Below are 22,439 nucleotides of genomic sequence, written 5' to 3' on the forward strand. Positions count from 1 at the left end.
CTCTTCACCCATAGGCCAAAAATTGGCTTGTGGGTTTCTTGTTTATGTTGGATTTTACTCTTCAATCATCTCCAAAATCAACGCGTACTTAAATGCGGTTTCTGCAAGCGAGGCATATCTGCCAGAAGCACCGCCATGTCCTGATGAAAAGTCCGTTCTAAGCAGCACTTCATTATCGTCCGTTTTCACCTCACGTAGTTTGGCTACCATTTTTGCGGGCTCCCAGTATCCCACTCTGGAGTCATTGATAGCGGTGAGGAAAAGCATGTTTGGATAGTTTTTGGCCTCCACATTTTCGTATGGAGAATATGACTTGATGTATTTAAAATACTTCCTTTCATTGGGATTGCCCCATTCATCGTACTCCAGGCTGGTCAAAGGCAGTTTCTCATCCATCATTGTATTGATGACATCCACGAATGGTACATCCAGAATGAGGAGCTTGTAAAGATCAGGCCGCATGTTTGCAATTGCTCCCATTAACAAACCTCCGGCGCTTCCTCCTTCTGCAATGACTTTCCCCATTTCCCCATAGCCTTTAGAAATCAGGTATTCTGTGCTGGTGATGAAGTCTGTAAATGTGTTTTTCTTTTTTAGCATCTTGCCTTCCAGATACCACTTTTCTCCAAGGTCACCGCCACCTCTTACATGAGCAATGGCATATATAAATCCTTTTTGAATAAGCGGCGCGATATTGGGATTGTAGCTTGCCGAATAGCTGGACCCGTAAGAACCATACCCGGTAATATAAAGTGGAGGTTTTTTCCCATCCTTAATTTTATTCTTTACCAAGTGCTTGTTGTAGATGAGTGTAATCGGTATTTGGGTGCCATCTTTTGCTTTGGCGTATATGGTCTCAACTTTAGCAAAATAAGCAGGTGATATACCTCCAACCGTTTTAAGGTGCTTAAACTTCTTTTCATTCATATCATAATCCTGAATTCGAAGTGGTCGATGGTAGTTGGCTTTACTTATGCGGAGCGTGTCCGTGTCAAAATCAACGTTTTCTCCCAAATAAACAGATCGATCATTCCCTTGCTTTACATAATGTTCTTTTCCATCCAGCTTATTCATGACTTTTATTTTATGCTGCAATCCATGTCTCTCCTGAAACACCATCCAATTTTTAAACGGAACGACGGCAGTTATTTCAATTTCTGAACTTTCAGCGATTTCTTCCACCCAAGAATTCTCTTCAAACCTGGAAGTATCTGTAACCATGAGCTTATTATTTACTGCCTTATGATTGGTCAGGATATAGAATTTATCTTCATAGTGGGAGAGGCTATATTTATGATCTGCTCTTCGGGGAACGACCATTCTAAATTTCCCCTGTGGATTATCTAGGTTGAGTAGCTGAATCTCATTTTGATTACTTCCATAGGTACTGATAAATGCAAATTGTTTGCTTCGGGATTTTGAAACAGATACTGAAAATTTTACATCAGATTCTTCATAGACTATTTGGCTTTCACCTACTGATAGGTCGAATTTGAAGACTTTAGATGCTCGGAATGTCTTCTCTTCCGTCTTTACGTAGAGGATTGTGGAGTCTGTGAGCCAGATCATTCCTCCTACATAATCGAGACTAAATGGAAGGGGTTTGTCCTCATCAAAATATTTGAACTTCAGCACCCATTTATCATTTCCCGTGGTATTCTCAGAGTAGGCGATCATTTTATTTCCGGGGCTGACGGAATACCCACCAAACGCATAGTACATCTTGTCTTCAGCCATTTTATTCACGTCAAAAAGCAGTTCTTCTTTACCACCTTTTCCCTGGGCTTTACGATAGTGTCTGGCATATTCTTCTTCAGGGGCGTATTTGTAGTAATACTTGTAGCCTCCTTCCTCTCTCGCCAATGAAACATAAGTATCTTGAACGTAAGATCTGACCTCCTTAAACAGCTCTCTTTGAAGTGGTTTTAAAGGTTTAAAATAATTGTTTGTATATCCGTTTTCCTGGCTGAGATATTGCATGATCTCCTCATTTCCCATTGGGTTTTTGGTGTCTTTCAACCAGGCGTAATCATCCTGAATTTTTTGCCCGTGGGCTTCTACTGATACTGGGTATTTCTTAGCAACGGGTGGTAGTAGTGTAGTGTCTCGAGTAAGTTTATCTGAAAACTGTTTTTCTAGATTTACTTCTTTGCTCATAGCTACATGGATGACTTCCGGCACTTTTGATTCCGGATGCTCCAGCGTATACTTTGCCCAAAATTCAGTGTTATAACCTTCGGGTAGATCGAAAAGGTAGTTGTAGTCTGAGTTGCTAAAATTTTCCATGTTTGAAATGGAGAGTTTGTCCTTTGTTTCAACAGCGTGCGTAAAAAACTCTGAGATGGCAGCATACGGAATTCGACGATCGGTTGCTGTATCTTCTACAATGAATTCATCCGCATGTTTAAGATATTGTAACGCGTACTTATCACCATCCTTTGCATATTTAGATTGAACAGAAAAGTCAAAGTGTCTTACAGACCAACCGCGATATCCACAGATATATTTTTTGTATTCAGGAGGAACGGAGTAGTTAATTTCAGTGATGGCTAAATCTTCTTTTCGAATCAGAATGTTGCCTCCCAGCTTGTATTCATAATCATTTGGACGTTTTTTCTCCCCCATTTTTTCAGGAGACATCTCAGGTTTAAAGTTGATTAGGTAGAAACCTTCATTGTTCTTTTCAACTTCCAGCATGGTATATTCATACTTGCCAAACCGACTCAGAAAGTTGGATGGATACTTGAGTCGATCTTTGGTCAAAGCGCTTAGTGGCCCACCCTGAATATTGGAATAGAGTCGGGTAGTGTTGAGGTCGTCACTTGATTTAGCTTCAATGATTTTTGACTTTTCTCCCTTTAGAATTTTCTGATGAAAATGCCAACGATGCAGTGATGATGATCTTGAAGTCCAGCTTCCTATAGTTGTTACACCTGAGAGATCTACTGGATTTTCAAATCTTTTTCGCTTTTCCTCCTTGCCACTATAGGGCTTGAGGTCTAATACAAATGCCGCATCCGCATACTTTACAGGATTGTCATTTTCTTTCACATATTCTCTGTAATAACCTTTTAGATTAAAAGGCTCATTTATGTAATTATCCGGAATTGCCTTGAGCGCTTTTTTGAGGATGCTTTTTGGATTCAGGTCACGCTTGGTGCTGACCACAACAGTATACAGCTCAGTTACTTCAGTTTTCATGTAGATTTTGACTGGCTGTTCGTAGTTGTGAAGTTGGAGTTCTTGTGTCTTGAGGCCAACGTAGGAAAACTCCAGAATACTGTCAAAATATTTGGAAGGAATCTTCAATGAAAAGGTGCCGTCAAATTCTGTTACCGTACCATATGCTACACCTTTGAGCTTTACATAGGCAAAAGGAACAGGCTGTTTAGTCTCATCGTAAAAAACGGTGCCTTTAATTGTTTTTGTTTGGGAATATCCTACACTGCACAGAAGTATTGCAGCTATGAATAGGGTATGTCTCATAATTGGTGATTTTTTTAGGTTATCGAACAAACGACACCTAGTCTATATTATTTTGAAAACCATATTTATGATGAGGAATAGAATCAAACAGTTGCACCGCCTGCCGTTAGTTTCTTTTTCCAACGCCTTAAAGCTATGGCGATAAGCGGTGCTCCAATAACACCCGGAATGATCCAAAGTAGCCATTGGTTAGCGCTGTTTGGCATAAAGATGTTTGGGTTTTGCACAGCAAAAGCCGTAAGTGCGGCAATGTATGAGCCACCCATGGCTCCAATGTGCTGATATAGCCACCAGTGTTTTTCAGAAATGGTTGGTTTGATGAAAAAACGAAGGTCATCGGTTCCATTTTTGAGTGTGAGGAGACCGAAACCTAAACAGAGAATGGCCATAACAGTATTATTAGTGGCAAAGAAGATATATCCTCCATAGCCGATCAATCCGACACCAAACAACGATGTAGCTATTGCTACTGCCCAATCGTACCACTTTTCTGTTCCAGGCTTCTTTCTATTCACGACTCGTACACCAACGAATGAAGTATGAAAAGTGAGCACAGCGATAACCAAGAGGAATGCGCTAAAGCGATAAAATGTAATTATAGATAGTGCACTCAAACATATCCACCACATGGCAGCTACATACACCTTCCCCAGTAGGATATGATTCTTGCTACCTTTTCGATTGAACATCTGAAACACCCCTAGGAGCAATACTGTGCCACCGCAGATGATATGTGAAATGCTTAAAAACTGTTCCATATGAATTACGATTTTATGCAATTCAAAAGAAAAAATAGTCCTTCTTTAATTAATGATTACTGAACTGTCGAATTATATAGATAGACCGTTAGTTGTTGGCCTCTACTCTTTGCTTACGATAGTTTACATAGTCCTTCCAGTTTTGGAGATACGAATCCCAGTCCTTAGGATCGTACTGTTTAATATCATCCTCTACGCTAGTATACAGCTCTTCTACTTTTTCATAGTCATCCATTAGTCCAGTCACGAGAATCAGGTTTTGATAAGCGAGTGCAGCTACCTCGCTATTGATTCGCGCTTTTTTATCTGACATATTTTTGGAAGCGATTACTTTTTCCCAGATTTCCAGAGCTCCTTGTAATCGTTCTTTGCATATTTCAGGCATGTACATCTGATCTATCTGATGCAATGCAAACGCCGCTTTGGCGATATCCACTGCTTGATCAAGCTCCGGATAAGAGAATTTTTTAAACTTCTTAATTCGTAGAATGGGAACAGTCCCTTTGATCTGTGGAAAACCAATGAAACCACTTAGTTCTGAGCTCAGCTTATTTACATTCTTTTGTGTGATTTCCTGATCATACTCATGTGCCAGTAAATTGACGCTGGAGTTATACCAGTTTTCAGCGCCGGTCTCGGAGTTTTGCCATTCACCGTGCTTAATGTAGGCATGGTCATCAATGCTTTCTATAACAAAAGGGTTTCCTTCTTCGCCGGGTAGGGTAGCCGTATAATAAAGCGTCCTGTTAAATGTTACTACTTTATTATACTTGGTTTTATCGTCAAACTTGGTGGAGTTTCCATAGCTAGAGATGCTCATCGTATCAGGTTCAACCTGAATCTTCACACCCTCATCGTCTGTGCGTTCCAATCCCCAAATACCAAGCTTGTCAAGATAGAATATGTAGTTTTTGCTCATGTAATCTTTTTCCAGATTGTCCAGCCTGTATACCACATGGAATTTTTTCAATCCGTCCGGCAAAGGATTGGTTGGTAAGCGTGTGTGATGATAGGGGACACTAACTGTTTCTGCCTTTTGTGCGTTTACTGAAACAGTCAAGACAAGTGATAGAACAAGCAGAATGAGATTCTTCATTTTTGGTGGCGTAGGGTCAGTGGTTTAGGAAAGATAAACTTTTTCATCATTAAGTTCGAGTCATTAAACTCCAGATATGTATCAGTTTCTATCGCGCATTGCTAATAAATACTTTAAAAATCATACACATAAGATCTTTAAGGTTTTTTTTAATCTAACTCCAATGTATCGACGATCTACAGGAAGAATCATTTCTGTAACACCGGATCTTAGCAGAATAGATATCAAAATTCCGATCTCATATAAGAATAGGAATTATGTTGGGACCATTTTTGGAGGAAGCTTGTTCTCGGCAACAGATCCAATTTATATGGTTCAACTCATTCAGCTATTGGGGACCGATTACGTAGTTTGGGACAAATCTTCGATTGTAAATTTTAGGCGCCCGGCTAGCACAGATGCGTACGCAGTATTCGAATTTACAAAAGAAGATCTTAGTCAGCTCAAGAAGAATGTTGCAGAAAAGAAAGAAGTAGATATTGTTAAAACAGTAAGCTTAACAAGTAAAGAGGGTAAGGTTTTCTGCGAGATAGAAAAAACAATTTACATCGCAGACAAAGCCTACTACAAGGAGAAAAGAAAAAAGAAATCGTGGAAACAATAAGGAAGTTTGTTACTTCTTGATTGGCATTCGCTTAAACTCTTTAGTGCGATCAAAAAGGTACCGATAGGTGTGATGTGTTTTCACTATCTCTCCACCAACTTGATCTACTACTTTTAGCATCTTTGGGTTGAAATCTCCAATCCAGTTCATTTCAAGCTGCTCGTATCTGGTGTAAGTCTCTTGTACCACATTTCTAATAGCCATAATCAGGGCACCGTCTACTCCTTTTCCCTGATGTTTGGGAGAAATACCGAATACCAATCCAATCATTTTTTTGTTGGTCTTCATCAGTTTATGATAGAGGAATTTAAGCTTTCCGACCAGATCCAGCTTCCCATTGACATGCTTGAACACCTGATTCAATTCAGGAATATTAATGTAAAAACCAACAGGTTGTTCATTGTAGTAGCCAAACCACATGATTTTTTCATCCATGATGGGCCTCATTTTTTTAATGATCGCATTGGCCTGCAAAGAAGACATTTTTGCTACACCTGGGTGACTTGCCCAGGCATCGTTATAAACGGTTCTAAAATCTTCTGCATATTTTTTTAAATGCTTTTTCTCAATATGCCTGAAAGTATAGTTTGCATTTTTCTGTGCTATTTCAGCTTTTTGGTAGAGTCGATCGCTAAGGGGATCCATAACCAGCCGGCCAAACGTAAACTGTTTGAAATACATCTGAAATCCGTAGTTTTCAAATAGCTGCTGATAATATGGGAAGTTGTAGTTACATTGATAGTTAGGCTGACGGTCGAACCCGTCAATCAAAAGTCCCCACCAATTGTCACGATCTCCAAAATTGATCGGTCCATCCATAGCTTCGATGCCTTTTTGCTCCAACCAGTTTTTCCCAGCATCGAATAAGAGGTTTGCTGCTACTTGGTCGTCTATGCACTCAAAGAATCCTACTCCTCCGGTCGGTTGGTCATTGTCTTTATTGACAGTCTTTTGATTGATGAATGCAGCAATCCGACCGATGGTTTTGTCTGCATCGTCTTTGAGAATCCAACGCATACACTCACCGTTTCTAAAAAATTTGTTGACTTTAGGATCAAAAACACCATTGATGTCTTTGTCTAATGGGCGTATCCAATTCACTTCACTTTTGTAAAGTCTTACTGGAAAGAGTAAAAAATCCTTTGCAGTTTTCTTATTGTTAACTTCAAATATTTGCATTGTGGATTCAATTTATTCTACTCGAATGAACTTATAATCACTTAGCTCCCAGTCTATAACAAGACCTCTACCAACTCCTTTTGCTACCTGATCTCCATACAAATGATGAACCAGATACAGTGATACATCATAAGACTTGGCGCCTCCTGCAGATGTAAGAAGCATATCGTCGTGCACAAAGGAGACTCCCTCATGCACAGTTAATTCAGGAAATGTCTTTCGATATCGTTCAATATCCGTAGGAAATGTAGTGGATTCCTTACCATCCACCAGTCCTGCTTTGGCCAGAACAAACGCACCATCACAAAGCGACATTACATACTTTGCTTTGCCACCTATTTCAGTGACCCAGTTGATTAGCTTCTCGTTTTCAAGATCAGAATCCATATTGTGTTCTGCACTAGGGACTACCAGGATGTCTATTTCAGGAAGGTCAGGGCTGTCAAACGAAAAGTGAGGGATAAGTTTAAGACCTTCAAAGGTTGTAACCGTATCCATCGTCTCATTGACAGTGAACACATTTATTCCACCATCAGTATGGAAAATGGTATGTTGAAAAATATCATAAGGAGCTATTAGTTCAGAATTATAGACACCATCAATCATTAGAAATGCTGCATTGAATGATTGCCCTTCTGCAACGGGCTTAATTTGAACAGGAGCTTTCTCAGCTTGGGGTTGACAGGCCGTGACAATTAGAATTATCAAGCATATTTTTTTGACGGTTTTCATAACTGCAATTTTAGTTTATCCCAAAGGTTCATGTTTTCTAGTTGCGCTTTCATTTTCTCACCCACTTTCTCAATTGCCTTTGATGGACGTATCATGACTTTAAATTCAATGATTTTTCCATCCTCATTCCACGAGATGATGTCCACACCGTCTATCATGATTCCATCAATTTCAGCGTTGAATTCCAGTACAGCATCACTTTCACTAATTAATTCCTTGACGTAGTGAAAGCCTGTTCCTTCAAACATCTTTGCAGCGGAAAGTAAATATCCCATGACGATTTTCCTTCCCTTTTGTGCTTTGAAAAGAATAGGTGAATAAAAAATAGCTTCTTTGTCCAGAATGGACTTAAGCAGCTTTGCATCGTTGGTCTTTACGACTTGGTGCCAGCTGCTTATTGGATTTTTCATTTATCCTAAAGGCTAAACGCTTCTTTCACTTGATCCACGTAATCTAGCTTCTCCCAGGTAAATGTTTCTACTACCTTCTTCACTTCTTCCCCACCGTTACCTTTGAAGTTTACTTGTTTTACTTCTGGAACTCTTCCCATATGCCCGTAGGCAGCAGACTCTGAATAAATGGGCTCTTTAAGTTTCAACCGCTTAATGATGTATGCAGGTCGCATATCAAATATTTTATCTACGATTTTGGCAATTTCACCATCGTTCATGTCAACATTTGCGGTACCATAGGTGTTTATATAAATGCCCATTGGCTCGGCAACACCAATTGCATAAGAAACCTGAACAAGGATTTCATCAGCCACGCCAGCAGCCACAAGGTTCTTAGCGATGTGTCTGGTTGCATAGGCAGCAGATCTGTCCACCTTCGAAGGATCCTTTCCTGAGAAGGCGCCTCCACCATGCGCTCCTTTGCCACCATATGTATCCACGATAATCTTTCTTCCTGTCAGCCCGGCATCTCCATGCGGACCACCGATTACAAATTTGCCGGTAGGGTTTATGTGGTACTTAATTTGATTGTTGAATAATTCCTGATTCTGTTCTTTAAGCTTCTCCTTTACCCGCGGGATAAGGATATTGATCACATCTTCTTTGATCTTTTTTAGCATGTTGTCCTCATTGTCAAAATCATCATGCTGGGTAGAAACAACAATAGCATCAATTCTAATCGGACGATTGTGATCATCATATTCAATGGTTACTTGTGATTTTGCATCCGGACGTAAGTAGGTCATTTGTTTTCCTTCTTTTCGGATATCAGAAAGTTCCATTAATATTCTATGTGAAAGGTTTAATGCTAAAGGCATGTAATTCTCAGTCTCTTTGGTTGCGTAACCAAACATCATTCCCTGATCACCAGCCCCTTGCTCATCTTCAGACTCTCGCTCTACGCCTTGGTTGATGTCAGGGGATTGCTCATGAATGGCAGAAATAACACCACATGAGTTTCCATCAAACATGTATTCACCTTTCGTATAGCCTATTTTATTGATGACTTCACGAGCAATATTTTGCACGTCTATATATGCTTTGGTTTTTACTTCACCAGCAAGAGCGACAAGACCTGTGGTTACCATAGTTTCACATGCCACCTTACTGTCAGGATCAAATGCAAGAAAATGATCTACTAGTGCATCGGAAATCTGATCAGCGATTTTGTCCGGGTGTCCCTCACTTACGGACTCTGAAGTAAATAAATATGGCATCTATATTTCGTTTCTTTTAGGTCGGCAAATTTAGAAGATTTGGAGAACTCCGTTATGGGAATTGACCAAAACTAAATATTGCTGGAATTTTATGTATTTGAATGTCAGTTTTCTGCCATTTTGAAATAGGCTGTGTCAATATTTTTTCATTGGATCCAGAGATGTCCGCAGAGATACTTAGTAAAGTGTCTGCGCGACAGATTTTCAAAATGTCTTTTATCAATTGCTGATTTCTGTACGGTGTTTCCATGAAAAGCTGGGTATATCCAGACTGGCTAAGCTTCTCGAGTTCTTTAATTTTTTGCTGTCTTGGATTTCTATCGATGGGAAGGTAGCCATGGAATGTGAATCTTTGACCATTAAAACCGGAAGCGATGAGCGCCATTTGTATGGAAGAAGTTCCGGGCATTGGAACCACTTGGATGTTTGTTTGGTGGGCAAAGCTAACAGCCACATTGCCCGGATCTGCCAAGCAGGGAACACCTGCTTCAGAGATAACAGCGATATCCAAGCCATTTCTAATGGGCTCAAACAGCGGATACATTTGATCCCAATTAGACTTTTTATCGAGAATTTGAAATTCTAGTTCTTCGATCGTAATGCCAGCTTTCAGACTGCTAACAAAGCGTCGGGCAGTGCGCACATTTTCTACAAAGTAATATTTGGTGTTTTTCAGCACATCTGTCACCATAGGTGAAATGAACGAGGCATCATTGTCTGATGACAGATATGTAGGGATTAAAAATAATTTGCCGTGATTCATTTGGATAAAAATTCAATGACTAGCTCTCCAAGCTCATGGGGTTTTTCTGCGTGTACCCAATGCCCAGCCCCATTTATGGTTACAATTTTTGCCGCTGGGAAATAAGATTGTATGAGATTATGGTCATCATTTGTGATGTAGTCTGATTTGCTCCCGGCGATAAATAGTGTAGGGCCTGCAAAGCTAACTTCTCCTTCGATGCCTTCACCTACAGTTTCAATGGCATTTTCAATCGCAGATATATTTAGCTTCCAGGCAAAACTCCCATCTTTTTTTCGATCGAGATTTTTAAGAATAAACTGCCGAACGCCAAAATTGGTGATCACGTGGGCCATTTGATCATCCGCATCCTTTCTGTTTTGAAGTTTCGCTAAATCTACCGAGTGAAAACCCTCAAATATTTGCTGATGGTGAGGTTCATAATATTTAGGAGCTATGTCCACTACAATTAACTTATCAACTGCGCCTGAGTGTTGAGTTGCCATATGCATCGCTACTTTTCCGCCCATAGAGTGTCCAAGGATGTGAGCATGACTCAAATGTTCATCATCCATGAGTTCCATCACATCTTTCACCATCACATCGTAATCAAACTCATTGCTGTGTGGGGAGTTTCCGTGATTGCGTAAATCAATCAGATAGACTTTGAACTTTTCGGAAAAAACTTTCCCCAATGTCTGCCAGTTATCAGATGACCCAAAAACGCCATGCATTACGATTAGGGGGGGACCTGATCCCAATGTTCTAAAGTTTAACTTCATCTATTTTGAATTCCTATTTTGCACTTGTAATCAACAAAACCTTCTTTTTGTTCATTTCACTACCATTAAATTGATCTGACTCAAAGATACATATTACCTTCACGGGCTTTATGAACTCACTTAGCAGCTTTTTATCCAATGCGGTAAACTTTATCTGGGGACCACCACTACTGATATTACTTCTTGGTGGAGGCTTATTTCTCCTGATTTATTCAAGGTTTTTACCCTTTCGCTATTTACGTCATTCCATCAATGTCCTAAGGGGCAAATACGATGATCCAAACGATCCCGGAGACATTAGTCACTTTCAGGCCTTATCTGGCGCACTGGCAGCAACAATTGGTATGGGCAATATCAGCGGTGTGGCATTGGCCATTGCAGCGGGAGGTCCAGGAGCCCTGTTTTGGATGTGGGTGAGTGCGTTTATCGGGATGGCTACAAAGTACTTTACATGCACGCTTGCTGTTCAGTTTCGAGGCAAAGATTCCATGGGTGAGATTCAGGGTGGACCAATGTATGTGATCCGTGAGGCGCTTGGAAAGAAATGGATGCCATTAGCAGCCTTCTTTTGCGTTGCAGGGTTCTTTGGAGCAACACCTGTTTTTCAGACCAATCAAATGGTGGCAGTATTTAAAAACGTCATTTTGATTCCAGCGGGCGTTCAGGATTCTTTTGCGGTTAATCTGACCATTGGAATTGTGATAGCTGCTTTGGTCGCCGTAGTAATCCTTGGAGGGATCAAACGAATTGGAAACGTAGCGTCCAAGCTGGTGCCATTCATGGTGGTACTTTTTGTAATTAGCGTTGCCTCAATCATGGTTTTGAATCCATCGGAAATTATTCCTTCTTTTCTTTTCATCTTAGAGGATGCCTTTACTGCCAAAGCAATGTTGGGCGGTGCTGTTGGAGCCGTAATTGTGGAAGGAGCTAAACGCGCAGCTTTCTCTAATGAGGCAGGTATTGGTATGGCGCCATTGATGCACGGTGCGGCAAAGACTAAGGAACCAGTTAGAGAAGGTTTGGTAGCAATGTTGGGACCTGCCATTGACACCATTATCGTCTGCACGATGACCGGATTATGCATTCTAATCACTGGTGCATGGCAAAGTGGGGAATCAGATGGAATAGTGATGACTGCTCAAGCATTTGAAATCAGTTTACCAGGTTTTGGTCCGTATGTATTGATGGTTTGTGTCATGGTTTTCGCAATTACAACCATTTTTGGGTTAGCATACTATGGGCAGAAGTGTCTATCATTTTTGATAGGCGCTAAATACGGAAGATATTTTTATTATTGGTACATAGCTCTAGTGGTTGTTGGCTCTGTGGCATCATTAACAGACGTTGTAAATCTTGTTTTTGTAGCCTATGGCCTAATGGCAGTACCAACAATGATATCCACAATTGTATTGGCACCGAAGGTGATGGAAGCAACGAAGAAATACTTTAGTGAGGTATATAATTCATAATCATTTGGAATGCTGGTACTTAGATACAATATCTTTGCAGGCGGTATCATTTAAGATAGAATGAGAATTGTAATAGCAGGAGCTGGGGAGATGGGTTTTCATCTTGCGAAGCTTTTAACAGCAGAGGAGCAGGACATTGTAATCATAGATTCAAATCCCAATGTTCTGGAATATGTCTCGCAGCACCTGGATGTGAGCACCGTACGGGGGAGTTCAACATCACCACGTATACTCAAAGAAGCCAATATTGGAAAGGCAGACCTGCTGATAGCGGTGACGTCTATTCAGGAAACAAACATTACCACATGCATACTTGGCAAGAGTCTTGGGGCAAAAAAAACAATAGCAAGAATTTCTAACATCGAATTATTGCACTCACGAGATGAGCTAAATCTTAGCAATGTTGGAATTGATGAAATTATCTCGCCAGCATCGCTTGCCGCACGTGAGATCAAAAGGTTGCTCAAACAGTCAGCACTGACTGATACATTCGAGTTTGAAAAGGGCATGCTCTCATTAGTGGGGATCACTGTAGATGAGGGTTCACAATTATTTGGTAAGACACTCACAGAAACAGCTTATCTAAACCCAGATCATAATTTTACAACTGTAGCAATTCTGCGGAACAATAAAACCATCATTCCCTACGGGGAAAATAAATTCCAAGATGGAGATCACGCGTATTTCATTGCACAGCCAGATGGGATTGAGCGAGTAACTTCCCTGGCAGGAAAAGAGAGCTTCGAGATCAAGAATTTGATGATTTTGGGTGCGAGCAAGGTGGGGATTAATACCGCTAAGCTTTTAAGCAAAAAATATAATATCAAGCTTATAGAGGCAGATAAAGAAAAATGCCTTCATCTGGTTGATGAACTTCCAGATACCATGATTATTAATGGAGACGGTCGTGACATCAATTTGTTGAAAGAAGAGAGCATTGATCGGATGGATGCTTTTGTGGCTCTTACTGAGAACTCAGAAACAAATATCATGGCTTCATTGGTTGCAAAAAATCAAGGAGTTAAAAAAACAATAGCACTAGTGGAAAATGTGGATTATATCCACCTTTCACAAAGTATTGGAATAGATACACTAATAAACAAAAAATTAATCGCCGCTAGTTTCATCTTCCGATACATACGAAAAGGAGAAGTTTTAAACATTGCCGGCATCCACGGTGTTGATGCAGAGATTCTGGAGTTTGAACTAAGTGAGAAATCTAAGATCATGGAGAAACCTCTCAAAGACCTTGATTTTCCACGGACAGCCATTGTAGGAGGTGTGATTAGAGATGGAAAAGGAATTGCTGTCAGAGGTAATTTTGAATTTCACTCAAAGGATCGCGTAGTTGTATTGTCCAAACCTGAATGTATTAAAAAAGTGGAGAGCTTCTTCAAGTAAGCCATGCAATTCAACTACAAGGTAATTTTTAAGGTTATCGGCTTTTTGCTTCTTATCAATGGAGCGTTTATGCTTTCGTGCCTGCCTTTTAGCCTGTACTATGGAGAAGGTGATCATAATGCACTTATTGGCTCGGCACTCATCACAATAGGCTTTGGAGCAATATTCGTATTCCTGACGAGAAACCTGGAAAACAATGACATGCGGAAGAAAGACGGCTATCTGATTGTAACAATGGGGTGGCTCTCTATGTCATTTTTCGGATCGCTACCTTATCTTCTTAGCGGCGCAATTCCCGACCTCACCAACGCCTTCTTTGAAACGCTATCCGGTTTTTCTACAACTGGTGCCACTGTATTGACTGATATCGAATCCGTTCATAAAGGCATCCTTTTTTGGAGAAGCCTCACCCAATGGATCGGTGGTATGGGAATAATTGTTTTAACCGTAGCCATACTTCCCCTTTTAGGTATTGGAGGGATGCAGTTGTTTGTGGCAGAAGCACCTGGGATTTCTCCGGATAAACTCCAACCAAGAATCAAAGAAACAGCCAAGAGGCTATGGATTATTTACTGCGGTCTCACACTTACAGAAATGGTTTTACTTTGGGTTGGTGGGATGACCTTTTATGATGCCATCAATCACAGTCTAACTACAATGGCCACCGGAGGCTTCTCTACTAAAAATGCAAGTATTGCTTATTACAGCGATCCATTCATTCAGTATGTGATCATCGCATTTATGTTCATGGCCGGCACCAACTTTACCATGACCTACTTTGGTCTTCATGGGAAGTTTAAAAAAGTATTGAACAACGAAGAATTTAGGTTTTACCTGATTTTCTGTATCTCCGTTTCACTGGTTGTAGGACTTATTATTTACAATTTGGGTCATGATACCTTTGAGAAGTCAATTAGAGACGCCCTCTTTCAAATTGTATCTATTGTAACTACAACAGGGTATGTTACGCATGATTACACTGCCTGGACATCTTTCCTTACCGTCATATTCTTTTTGCTAATGTTTGCCGGAGGTTCTGCTGGCTCTACTGCAGGCGGAGTAAAGTTGGTGAGACACATCCTTCTGATTAAAAACAGCTTACTAGAATTAAAAAGAATCTTACACCCGTCCGCAATTATACCCGTCCGCTTCAATGGAAAATCAGTAAGTCGAGACATTACGTTTAATGTCTTGGCATTTATCATGATCTACATACTGATCGTATGTTTCGGGGCTATTGCTGTTTCCTCATTTGGAATTGATTTCAATACCTCGCTTGGGGCAGTAGCTACGACACTTGGAAATATTGGACCGGGAATAGGTGACGTTGGACCGGTAGATAATTTTGCTCACTTACCTACAGGTGTAAAGTGGATCTTATCCTTTATGATGCTTTTGGGTAGACTGGAACTTTTCACTGTATTAATCCTATTCACACCATTTTTCTGGAGAAAAGTCTAACCCCTTTCATTAGATTGATTCATCTTTGGAGCGACTCATACAACACTTGATTAAATGAACACGCTTAGCTTTATTATCTGGACAGTTGATCCCGCCATCTTTACCATCCCTTTTACAGATTATGCACCCCGGTGGTATGGCGTGTTGTTCGCTTTAGGCTTTCTTATTTCACAGCAGGTATTTTTTCACATCTTCAAAAGAGAGGGTCGTCCTGAAAAAGATGTGGAACGAATTACAGGATACATGGTAATTGCGACTATCATTGGTGCCCGGCTGGGGCATTGTCTCTTTTATAACCCCGGGTATTATTTATCAAACCCTATTGATATATTGAAAATCTGGGAAGGAGGCCTGGCCAGTCATGGAGGTGTTTTGGGGATTCTGATCGCCATCTATTTTTTCTGCAAAAAGTATAAGTATCGCTACCTCTGGATTCTGGATCGTTTAGTTATTGTAGGCGTTTTGACTGCTTCTTTGATACGAATAGGAAATCTTTTCAACTCAGAAATGGAAGGAACGCTAACTAATTCTAACACTGGTATTATCTATGCAAGAGCCACACTAGAAACTCTAAAATACTCTCCAGACATTGAAAGTGTAAATTTTGAAAAAGGGGGTGATATACAAAGCACGGTGGCAGGGAGGGTTCCTATTAAAGCCATAGTTGAATATAGAAGAGGCGTAAAGTTTGAGATTAAGGATAAAGATTTTGTTGAGAATAAACTAAAAGGTGCTCTTAACAGATATCGGGAAGTAAGGGAGCATGTTGATTTCGGAGATGGCCCGCTGGTATATAAAAACTACCAAAAAGAGGGAAGAGAGATTGTAGAGATTTCAGCTTTAGGCAAAGTCAGACATGCAGCACAATTGTATGAAGCCTTTTACGCTGCTATACTGATGGTTGTCTTTTATTGGTTGTGGGCCAAGCGCAGAGAGGTTTTGCCCCAAGGATTCAATTTCGCACTATTCATGATCGTATTTTGGTCCCTTCGATTTGCGGATGAATTTTTCAAAATGAATCAAGAAGCTTTTGAAGATAACCTGGCACTGAATATGGGTCAAATACTCAGCATTCCATTAACTGTTTCAGGGATCATAATAATGATATGGATTTTCCAGCGAGATCGAAAAATGTCTGACTCCAATTAGATACAAAAAAAGGGAGTAAAAACTCCCTTTCTTGATTTATGTTGGATCAATAATTATTGATCAGCTTCATCAGCCATCTCATCCTCTGCTTCAGCAGCTAAAGAATCAACAGCGACTTCAAGAGAATCCATTGCGTCACCCGCAGCTTCTTCCATGTCATCCATTGCTTCTTCTGCAGCTTCTCCTGCTTCTTCTACAGCATCTTCAGCTTCAGATTCAGATGATGCCGACGATGTGCAAGCTCCTAGGAATGCCACCATCGCTAATAGTAATAGTACTTTTTTCATTTTTGGTCAGGTTTAAAAAAATTGAACCATTAAAATTAGAAGGTTAGCGATCATAAACAAATGATTGACCTCTTTTTGTCAAAAAACACGAAATAAAAATTTACATTTTCTCTAATAATTTAAAAATGTTATCCTGACTTATTGGCTTCTTTTTTACGAAATAACCAAATCTTTTCCTGTCATTCTGTCTTGAAATAATGCAATAATTTCTTTGGAATAGCATTTGTGATCTTCAGATCATACAAGAAATAGAAAGGCAAATGAATTTCAACAACTATACAATTAAAGCACAGGAGGCCCTTCAAAAGGCAACAGAAATCGCATCTGGCGGAGGTCAACAAGTAATTGAGACTGGACACCTTCTGGAAGCAATTTTCATGTCTGATGAAAATTTAGTGTCCTTCCTTTTGAAAAAGCTGGGAGCACAAAAGCAAATGATAAAGGGCCCACTTCAGGAGTTAATCAATGGCTATCCCAAGGTTTCTGGCGGGCAACCCTATTTATCGAACGAAGCAGCCAAAGCTTTGCAAAAAGCAGAAAAGTACCTTAAGGATTTTGGAGACGAGTACATCGCTGTTGAACACATAATTCTAGGAATTCTTGCAGGAAGCGATAAATCTGCTCAAATCTTAAAGGATGCAGGTTTCCAGGAAAAACAGTTGATCTCAGCAATCAAGGAGCTTCGTGGAGGAGAAAAAGTAACAGATCAGAATGCAGAATCGAAATATCGATCACTCGAGCGGTATTCTAAAAATCTCAATGAGCTTGCAAAAAAAGGAAAAATTGATCCAGTGATCGGGCGGGATGAAGAGATACGACGGGTCCTTCAAATTTTAGCAAGAAGAACAAAGAATAACCCGATTCTTCTTGGCGAGCCTGGTGTAGGTAAGACAGCTATAGTCGAGGGAATGGCTCAGCGTATAGTAGATGGTGACGTTCCCGAAAATTTGAAATCCAAAACGATCATTTCTTTAGACATGGGTCTATTAGTGGCAGGAGCAAAATTTAAAGGTGAGTTTGAGGAACGGCTTAAAGCGGTGATCAAAGAAGTAACCGATAGTGATGGCGAGATCATCTTATTCATCGACGAAATTCACACACTGATTGGGGCTGGAGGAGGTGGAGAAGGAGCCATGGATGCAGCCAACTTGTTGAAACCAGCATTGGCCCGTGGAGAATTACATGCTATAGGAGCGACTACTCTTCAAGAGTATCAGAAATACATGGAGAAGGATAAGGCCCTGGAACGAAGGTTTCAGTCCATAGTGGTGAATGAACCTAGCGTGACTGATGCAATATCAATCCTTCGCGGAATCAAAGACAAATATGAGATACACCACGGAGTGCGAGTAAAAGATGATGCAGTGATTGCTGCTGTTGAGTTGTCGAATCGTTACATCTCCGATCGCTTTTTACCAGATAAAGCCATTGATTTAATGGACGAGGCAGCTTCAAAATTAAGAATTGAGATTGATTCTCTCCCGGAAGAGTTGGATGAGCTTAATAGGAAGATCATGCAATTGGAGATCGAACGTGAAGCCATCAGAAGAGAAAAGAATAAGGAAAAAGAGAAGTTGCTTAACAAAGAAATTGCTGATTTAGAAGAAGATAGAAAAGAGATAAAAGCAAAATGGGACAATGAGAAGTCAGTCATTCAAGGCCTACGCGAGGAAAAGGAAAACATAGAAACATATAAGACTGAAGCTGAGCAGGCAGAAAGAGCAGGAGAATACAATAAGGTGGCAGAGATCAGGTATGGCAAAATTGTTGAATCCGAGCAGAAGCTTTCAGAATATCAAAAGCAGCTGGTAGAGATGCAGGGAGAGAAAAGTCTGCTTAAGGAAGAGGTAGACCCCGAGGATATTGCAGAAGTGGTAGCTAAATGGACAGGCATACCTGTTTCCAAAATGCTAGAAAGTGACCGGGAAAAGCTCATCCACCTTGAAACAGAATTAGGCAAAAGAGTAGCAGGGCAAACGGAAGCTATCCAGGCAGTTTCAGATGCTGTCCGTAGAAGTCGTGCAGGATTACACGATCCAAAGCGCCCCATTGGATCCTTCATTTTCTTAGGCACAACAGGAGTTGGTAAGACAGAACTTGCCAAAGCATTAGCAGAATATCTTTTCAATGATGAGAATGCAATGGTGCGGATCGATATGTCTGAATATCAGGAAAGACATGCTGTGAGTAGACTCATTGGTGCACCTCCCGGTTATGTTGGATACGATGAGGGAGGTCAGCTTACAGAATCTGTAAGAAGAAAGCCCTATAGTGTGATATTGTTGGATGAAATTGAAAAAGCACATCCTGATGTCTTCAATATTTTGCTACAAGTGCTTGATGACGGACGATTAACAGATAATAAAGGACGTGTGGCAAACTTTAAGAATACAATCATAATCATGACAACCAATATTGGTTCGGGACTGATTCAGGCAAACTTTGAAAAACTGGATGAAGCCAATCTTGAGCCGGTAATTGAAGAAACTAAGAATCAGGTTTTCGAGCTATTGAAAAAATCAGTGAGGCCAGAATTCTTAAACCGTGTCGACGAAACAATCATGTTCCGTCCGCTGAGTAAAGATGACCTTCAGAAAATTGTGGGAATTCAATTCAGACTTATTCAGCAGCGTCTGGAAGAAAATGGGATCAAGATAGAAGCGGATGAAAAAGTACTTCAACACTTGGGGAAAATTGGTTTCGATCCACAATTCGGAGCACGTCCATTGAAGCGCGTATTGCAACGAGAGATTCTCAATGAACTTTCAAAAGATATTCTTGCAGGTAATATCGCAAAAGACTCAGTGATTGGAGTTACACTCTCTGAGAATGGTAAGGTTGAATTTTTGAATCTGGATGCCGTTGAAATTGAGTAAATTATTGAAGCTTTTAAAGCGAGTATGTTGGGTGGCAATCATAGGAACTATGATCGCTTTCCACAACATGTACAATCAGGAATTCAAATCTGTGGAAGAGAATAGGATTGAGATGATTGCCATGGATGAAGAAGAGTAATACGAATTTTTCTTATGAAAAATTAGCAGTTGATGAACCATCTCTACAAAATTCTTATTAAATTTATTCTACTATTACCCGTAACAAACACGTCATGACTGCAGAAGAAATCCAAGCCCAAATTACAGATCTGGAATCAAAGTTGACCGGTGATATGTTCAACGATATGGAGATCAAGGACAAGATTCATAATCTTAAAATGAAGCAAAATGGAACTCGTCCGATAAACTCTGAAATCGAGTGTGTTGGATGCGGAAGTTAAAAATTATCAATTGATAACATCCTAATTCTCAGGAAACTGCGTATTTTTGGTATTGCTGGAACCGTCAATACTACCACTCATGCGCAAACAAAACCTAGTTGCGTGGTGCATAACATTCGCTATGTTAGCCACCACTCCTCTCTATTCACAGACGTTTACTCTCCAAACAGGCACAGGTGCCGAAATCGGAGGCAATAAAGATGGAGGGGCCGTTTGGGCTGATTTTGATAATGATGGTGATCTGGATATCCTCATCAATACAAACCAAAACAATGCTGCCGGCAGAACAAGGTTATTACAAAGCGATGGCGCAACAAATCCTTCTTTTACTGACGTAACAACAACCCTAGCTAGCGGACTAGATGATGTACTTTGTGAGCGATCCATCATTTGGGGAGACCTCAATAATGATGGAAATATGGATTTCGTTCGTAATGCGCACTCAAGAATTGAATTCTACATTAATCGTGGCACAGACAGTACACCCAACTATCAATTTGGCGTAGGAACGGGTCAAACACCAAACTTCATTTTCACCGATTTACAGCGAGATGGATGTACTGGTGAAGGTAATGATGGAATAAACTCAGAAGGTCTTGCATTGCTAGACTACAACAATGACGGTTGGCTTGATCTTATTTTGGAGAATGCACAATGCGGAGTGGACATTTTAGAAAATCAGCAACTAGATGGAGCAGCGACTCGAGGCGTTTTGCTGGAAGATAACGGAGATAGTGACGGAAATTCAGAAAGCGCAGCAGAGGCAACGGGCAATGACTTTATGCAACATGTTTCAATAACCGGAAATACGCTTGGCTTGGAACTGACTGGTCAAAATGGAGATTATATGGCAAGCGGTGATTATGATGGAGATGGCTATGTAGACTTCATCGTGAGAAAGCCATCGAATGCTACAGGTTATAAGCTGTACACAAATGACGGAGATGGAACTTTTACACCCAATACTACAATCCCTCAAAATAACGCAGCAACTAACGCCGTAAATGGAAACAAAGGAGGTGTTATTTTTTGCGATTTTGATTTGGATGGAGACTTGGATATCTATTGGACAGATGCAGGGACCAATCAAGTGTGGCTTCAAACAACATCTGGAACATTTACCGCTTCAGCTAAGCCAACAATCCCTGGCACACCAAACATCGATGGGTGTGCGTGTGCAGATGTTGATGCAGACGGAGATATCGATTTATTTCTCGGAAACAACACAGGAAACAGCTATCTATATATTAATACAACTTCAGGAACGAATAGTGTAGCCAATCTAAGTTTTACACGAACAGACATTGCAGTCAATGCCGATTCGGAAGGAGTAAATCTAGTAGACTATGATGACGATGGCGACTATGATATTTATGTCAATGTAAACGGGGGCAATAATCAGATTTGGGAAAATGACCTTTGTGATGGCGGAGGTTGCGACTATCTAAAAGTCTACACACAAGATTGTGTAGATGGAACAACAACTACTCGGCCAATTGTTGGCGCAACAATGATAATAAAAGATGATATGGGCAATATTGTGTCAGGTGCGCAGAGCGGAAGTACTTCTGCCGGGCATGGTGCGCAAAACCCATCTGTCACGATTTTCAGTCTTCCAGACATGACATCAGACTACACGATTGATATCACCTTTCCAGAGAAAAACGGAACGATTGAAACATATTCTTACGACTTCAATGCTGCCGACATTGTTGACAATTCACTCACACTTATTTCAGTAAATGGAACAGATGGATCTTCATGTGATTCGTTTTCAGTTTTACCTGTTGAACTGATTTCTTTTTATTCACGTGTTAATGAAAACGCTATTCGCCTCGAATGGGTGACAGCTTCAGAGTTGAACAATGATCGATTTGAAATTGAAAGATCTTTTGATGGTGAATCATTCCAAACCATCGGCACAGTATATGGTAATGGTACTACGAGCGACCAAATCAAATATTTATTTACAGATCAGAATCCAGCGCAAGGAGCAAATTATTACCGACTTGTACAGTATGATTATGACGGAGCAAGTGAAAACAGCGCTACGATTATTGCATTCTTTGAAGCGAAGGATGAATTGGTAATTTTTCCAAACCCCATCAGCGACAGAATCAATTTATTTCTAGGATCACAATTCAGCAGAACAGACATTAGCATAACTATTTCAGATCTCTCCGGGAAAAAAGTTTGGGAGAAGGTGCTAAAAGCGCCCGAATCAAAATTGGAAATTAGCCTTGATTACTTATACCCAGGAATCTATTCTGTTCAAATAAGTAATGAAGCTTATACCAGTCGCAAAAGAATTAGCGTCAAATAGAAACTTTTGAGTCGAAATTCTGTC

At 40.4% G+C, this 22,439-nt stretch carries 19 protein-coding genes; 9 read left to right on the forward strand and 10 right to left on the reverse strand.

The window, feature by feature from the left end; translation table 11 throughout:
* Positions 1–54 precede the first annotated feature (54 nt).
* From ABJG98_RS11170 to ABJG98_RS11180, 3 genes are all read right to left on the reverse strand, one after another.
* Entirely contained in the window at positions 55–3,486 is a 3,432-nt protein-coding gene (locus ABJG98_RS11170) for a prolyl oligopeptidase family serine peptidase (protein WP_348279598.1), read from the reverse strand.
* Between the two features lie 83 nt (positions 3,487–3,569).
* Entirely contained in the window at positions 3,570–4,244 is a 675-nt protein-coding gene (locus tag ABJG98_RS11175) for a hypothetical protein (RefSeq protein ID WP_348279599.1), read from the reverse strand.
* A gap of 88 nt (positions 4,245–4,332) precedes the next feature.
* Positions 4,333–5,340: a hypothetical protein gene (locus ABJG98_RS11180; protein ID WP_348279600.1), complete on the reverse strand. Its 1,008-nt coding sequence runs from the start codon at positions 5,338–5,340 to the stop codon at positions 4,333–4,335.
* A 76-nt stretch (positions 5,341–5,416) separates the two neighbouring features.
* Between ABJG98_RS11180 and ABJG98_RS11185 the strand changes: the two genes are divergently transcribed.
* Positions 5,417–5,944, forward strand: coding sequence for a DUF4442 domain-containing protein (locus ABJG98_RS11185; protein ID WP_348279601.1), 528 nt, complete (start codon positions 5,417–5,419; stop codon positions 5,942–5,944).
* A gap of 9 nt (positions 5,945–5,953) precedes the next feature.
* Here the strand turns inward: ABJG98_RS11185 and ABJG98_RS11190 are convergent, their stop codons facing one another.
* From ABJG98_RS11190 to ABJG98_RS11215, 6 genes are read right to left on the reverse strand one after another with little or no spacing between them, the layout of a single operon-like run.
* On the reverse strand, positions 5,954–7,123 hold the full coding sequence (locus ABJG98_RS11190; protein ID WP_348279602.1) for a hypothetical protein: 1,170 nt from the start codon (positions 7,121–7,123) through the stop codon (positions 5,954–5,956).
* A 12-nt stretch (positions 7,124–7,135) separates the two neighbouring features.
* Entirely contained in the window at positions 7,136–7,855 is a 720-nt protein-coding gene (locus ABJG98_RS11195; protein WP_348279603.1) for a DJ-1/PfpI family protein, read from the reverse strand.
* The gene (locus ABJG98_RS11200; protein WP_348279604.1) at positions 7,852–8,265 is read right to left on the reverse strand and encodes a nuclear transport factor 2 family protein; all 414 of its coding nucleotides are present in this window, start codon (positions 8,263–8,265) and stop codon (positions 7,852–7,854) included. The genes ABJG98_RS11195 and ABJG98_RS11200 overlap by 4 nt, the downstream gene beginning before the upstream one ends.
* Positions 8,266–8,270: 5 nt before the next feature.
* Complete coding sequence (gene metK / locus ABJG98_RS11205; RefSeq protein WP_348279605.1) at positions 8,271–9,524, reverse strand: methionine adenosyltransferase; 1,254 nt, start codon at positions 9,522–9,524, stop codon at positions 8,271–8,273.
* 52 nt (positions 9,525–9,576) lie between these two features.
* Positions 9,577–10,287: an SAM-dependent methyltransferase gene (locus tag ABJG98_RS11210; protein ID WP_348279606.1), complete on the reverse strand. Its 711-nt coding sequence runs from the start codon at positions 10,285–10,287 to the stop codon at positions 9,577–9,579.
* On the reverse strand, positions 10,284–11,048 hold the full coding sequence (locus ABJG98_RS11215; protein WP_348279607.1) for an alpha/beta fold hydrolase: 765 nt from the start codon (positions 11,046–11,048) through the stop codon (positions 10,284–10,286). Before ABJG98_RS11215 ends, ABJG98_RS11210 begins: the two co-directional genes overlap by 4 nt.
* A gap of 110 nt (positions 11,049–11,158) precedes the next feature.
* Between ABJG98_RS11215 and ABJG98_RS11220 the strand changes: the two genes are divergently transcribed.
* Genes ABJG98_RS11220 through ABJG98_RS11235 form a run of 4 tightly spaced genes read left to right on the forward strand, consistent with a single transcriptional unit; the run spans position 11,159 to position 16,528 of the window.
* Complete coding sequence (locus ABJG98_RS11220) at positions 11,159–12,517, forward strand: alanine/glycine:cation symporter family protein (protein WP_348279608.1); 1,359 nt, start codon at positions 11,159–11,161, stop codon at positions 12,515–12,517.
* A 60-nt stretch (positions 12,518–12,577) separates the two neighbouring features.
* On the forward strand, positions 12,578–13,918 hold the full coding sequence (trkA, locus tag ABJG98_RS11225; protein ID WP_348279609.1) for a Trk system potassium transporter TrkA: 1,341 nt from the start codon (positions 12,578–12,580) through the stop codon (positions 13,916–13,918).
* A 3-nt stretch (positions 13,919–13,921) separates the two neighbouring features.
* Entirely contained in the window at positions 13,922–15,379 is a 1,458-nt protein-coding gene (locus tag ABJG98_RS11230; protein WP_348279610.1) for a TrkH family potassium uptake protein, read from the forward strand.
* 54 nt (positions 15,380–15,433) lie between these two features.
* Positions 15,434–16,528, forward strand: coding sequence for a prolipoprotein diacylglyceryl transferase (locus ABJG98_RS11235; protein WP_348279611.1), 1,095 nt, complete (start codon positions 15,434–15,436; stop codon positions 16,526–16,528).
* A gap of 53 nt (positions 16,529–16,581) precedes the next feature.
* Here ABJG98_RS11235 and ABJG98_RS11240 read toward each other — a convergent pair whose 3' ends face one another.
* A complete protein-coding gene (locus tag ABJG98_RS11240; RefSeq protein WP_348279612.1) occupies positions 16,582–16,815 on the reverse strand; it encodes a hypothetical protein in 234 nt (77 codons plus the stop codon).
* A gap of 260 nt (positions 16,816–17,075) precedes the next feature.
* On the opposite strand from ABJG98_RS11240, the gene clpB reads away from it, so the two are divergent.
* The 4 genes from clpB (at position 17,076) to ABJG98_RS11260 (ending at position 22,415) form a co-directional block, all read left to right on the forward strand.
* Positions 17,076–19,691: an ATP-dependent chaperone ClpB gene (gene clpB, locus ABJG98_RS11245; protein WP_348279613.1), complete on the forward strand. Its 2,616-nt coding sequence runs from the start codon at positions 17,076–17,078 to the stop codon at positions 19,689–19,691.
* Positions 19,684–19,830 carry a hypothetical protein gene (locus ABJG98_RS11250; RefSeq protein ID WP_348279614.1) on the forward strand — a complete coding sequence of 49 codons (147 nt, stop codon included), beginning with the start codon at positions 19,684–19,686 and terminating at the stop codon, positions 19,828–19,830. The genes clpB and ABJG98_RS11250 overlap by 8 nt, the downstream gene beginning before the upstream one ends.
* A gap of 94 nt (positions 19,831–19,924) precedes the next feature.
* The gene (locus tag ABJG98_RS11255; RefSeq protein WP_348279615.1) at positions 19,925–20,092 is read left to right on the forward strand and encodes a hypothetical protein; all 168 of its coding nucleotides are present in this window, start codon (positions 19,925–19,927) and stop codon (positions 20,090–20,092) included.
* Between the two features lie 79 nt (positions 20,093–20,171).
* Entirely contained in the window at positions 20,172–22,415 is a 2,244-nt protein-coding gene (locus ABJG98_RS11260; RefSeq protein WP_348279616.1) for an FG-GAP-like repeat-containing protein, read from the forward strand.
* Positions 22,416–22,439 lie beyond the last annotated feature (24 nt).

Origin of the sequence: Ekhidna sp., assembly GCF_039960695.1 — a bacterium.
In the GTDB taxonomy this organism is placed as follows: domain Bacteria; phylum Bacteroidota; class Bacteroidia; order Cytophagales; family Cyclobacteriaceae; genus Ekhidna.

Coding starts and splice junctions, on each gene's coding strand:
- ABJG98_RS11220 (WP_348279608.1), top strand. CDS start 11,159: ATGAACTCACTTAGCAGCTTTTTATCCAATGCGGTAAACTTTATCTGG.
- ABJG98_RS11260 (WP_348279616.1), top strand. CDS start 20,172: ATGCGCAAACAAAACCTAGTTGCGTGGTGCATAACATTCGCTATGTTA.
- ABJG98_RS11195 (WP_348279603.1), bottom strand. CDS start 7,855: ATGAAAACCGTCAAAAAAATATGCTTGATAATTCTAATTGTCACGGCC.
- ABJG98_RS11210 (WP_348279606.1), bottom strand. CDS start 10,287: ATGAATCACGGCAAATTATTTTTAATCCCTACATATCTGTCATCAGAC.
- ABJG98_RS11170 (WP_348279598.1), bottom strand. CDS start 3,486: ATGAGACATACCCTATTCATAGCTGCAATACTTCTGTGCAGTGTAGGA.
- ABJG98_RS11215 (WP_348279607.1), bottom strand. CDS start 11,048: ATGAAGTTAAACTTTAGAACATTGGGATCAGGTCCCCCCCTAATCGTA.
- ABJG98_RS11185 (WP_348279601.1), top strand. CDS start 5,417: ATGTATCAGTTTCTATCGCGCATTGCTAATAAATACTTTAAAAATCAT.
- trkA (WP_348279609.1), top strand. CDS start 12,578: ATGAGAATTGTAATAGCAGGAGCTGGGGAGATGGGTTTTCATCTTGCG.
- ABJG98_RS11175 (WP_348279599.1), bottom strand. CDS start 4,244: ATGGAACAGTTTTTAAGCATTTCACATATCATCTGCGGTGGCACAGTA.
- metK (WP_348279605.1), bottom strand. CDS start 9,524: ATGCCATATTTATTTACTTCAGAGTCCGTAAGTGAGGGACACCCGGAC.
- ABJG98_RS11200 (WP_348279604.1), bottom strand. CDS start 8,265: ATGAAAAATCCAATAAGCAGCTGGCACCAAGTCGTAAAGACCAACGAT.
- ABJG98_RS11190 (WP_348279602.1), bottom strand. CDS start 7,123: ATGCAAATATTTGAAGTTAACAATAAGAAAACTGCAAAGGATTTTTTA.
- ABJG98_RS11230 (WP_348279610.1), top strand. CDS start 13,922: ATGCAATTCAACTACAAGGTAATTTTTAAGGTTATCGGCTTTTTGCTT.
- ABJG98_RS11180 (WP_348279600.1), bottom strand. CDS start 5,340: ATGAAGAATCTCATTCTGCTTGTTCTATCACTTGTCTTGACTGTTTCA.
- clpB (WP_348279613.1), top strand. CDS start 17,076: ATGAATTTCAACAACTATACAATTAAAGCACAGGAGGCCCTTCAAAAG.
- ABJG98_RS11255 (WP_348279615.1), top strand. CDS start 19,925: ATGACTGCAGAAGAAATCCAAGCCCAAATTACAGATCTGGAATCAAAG.
- ABJG98_RS11235 (WP_348279611.1), top strand. CDS start 15,434: ATGAACACGCTTAGCTTTATTATCTGGACAGTTGATCCCGCCATCTTT.
- ABJG98_RS11240 (WP_348279612.1), bottom strand. CDS start 16,815: ATGAAAAAAGTACTATTACTATTAGCGATGGTGGCATTCCTAGGAGCT.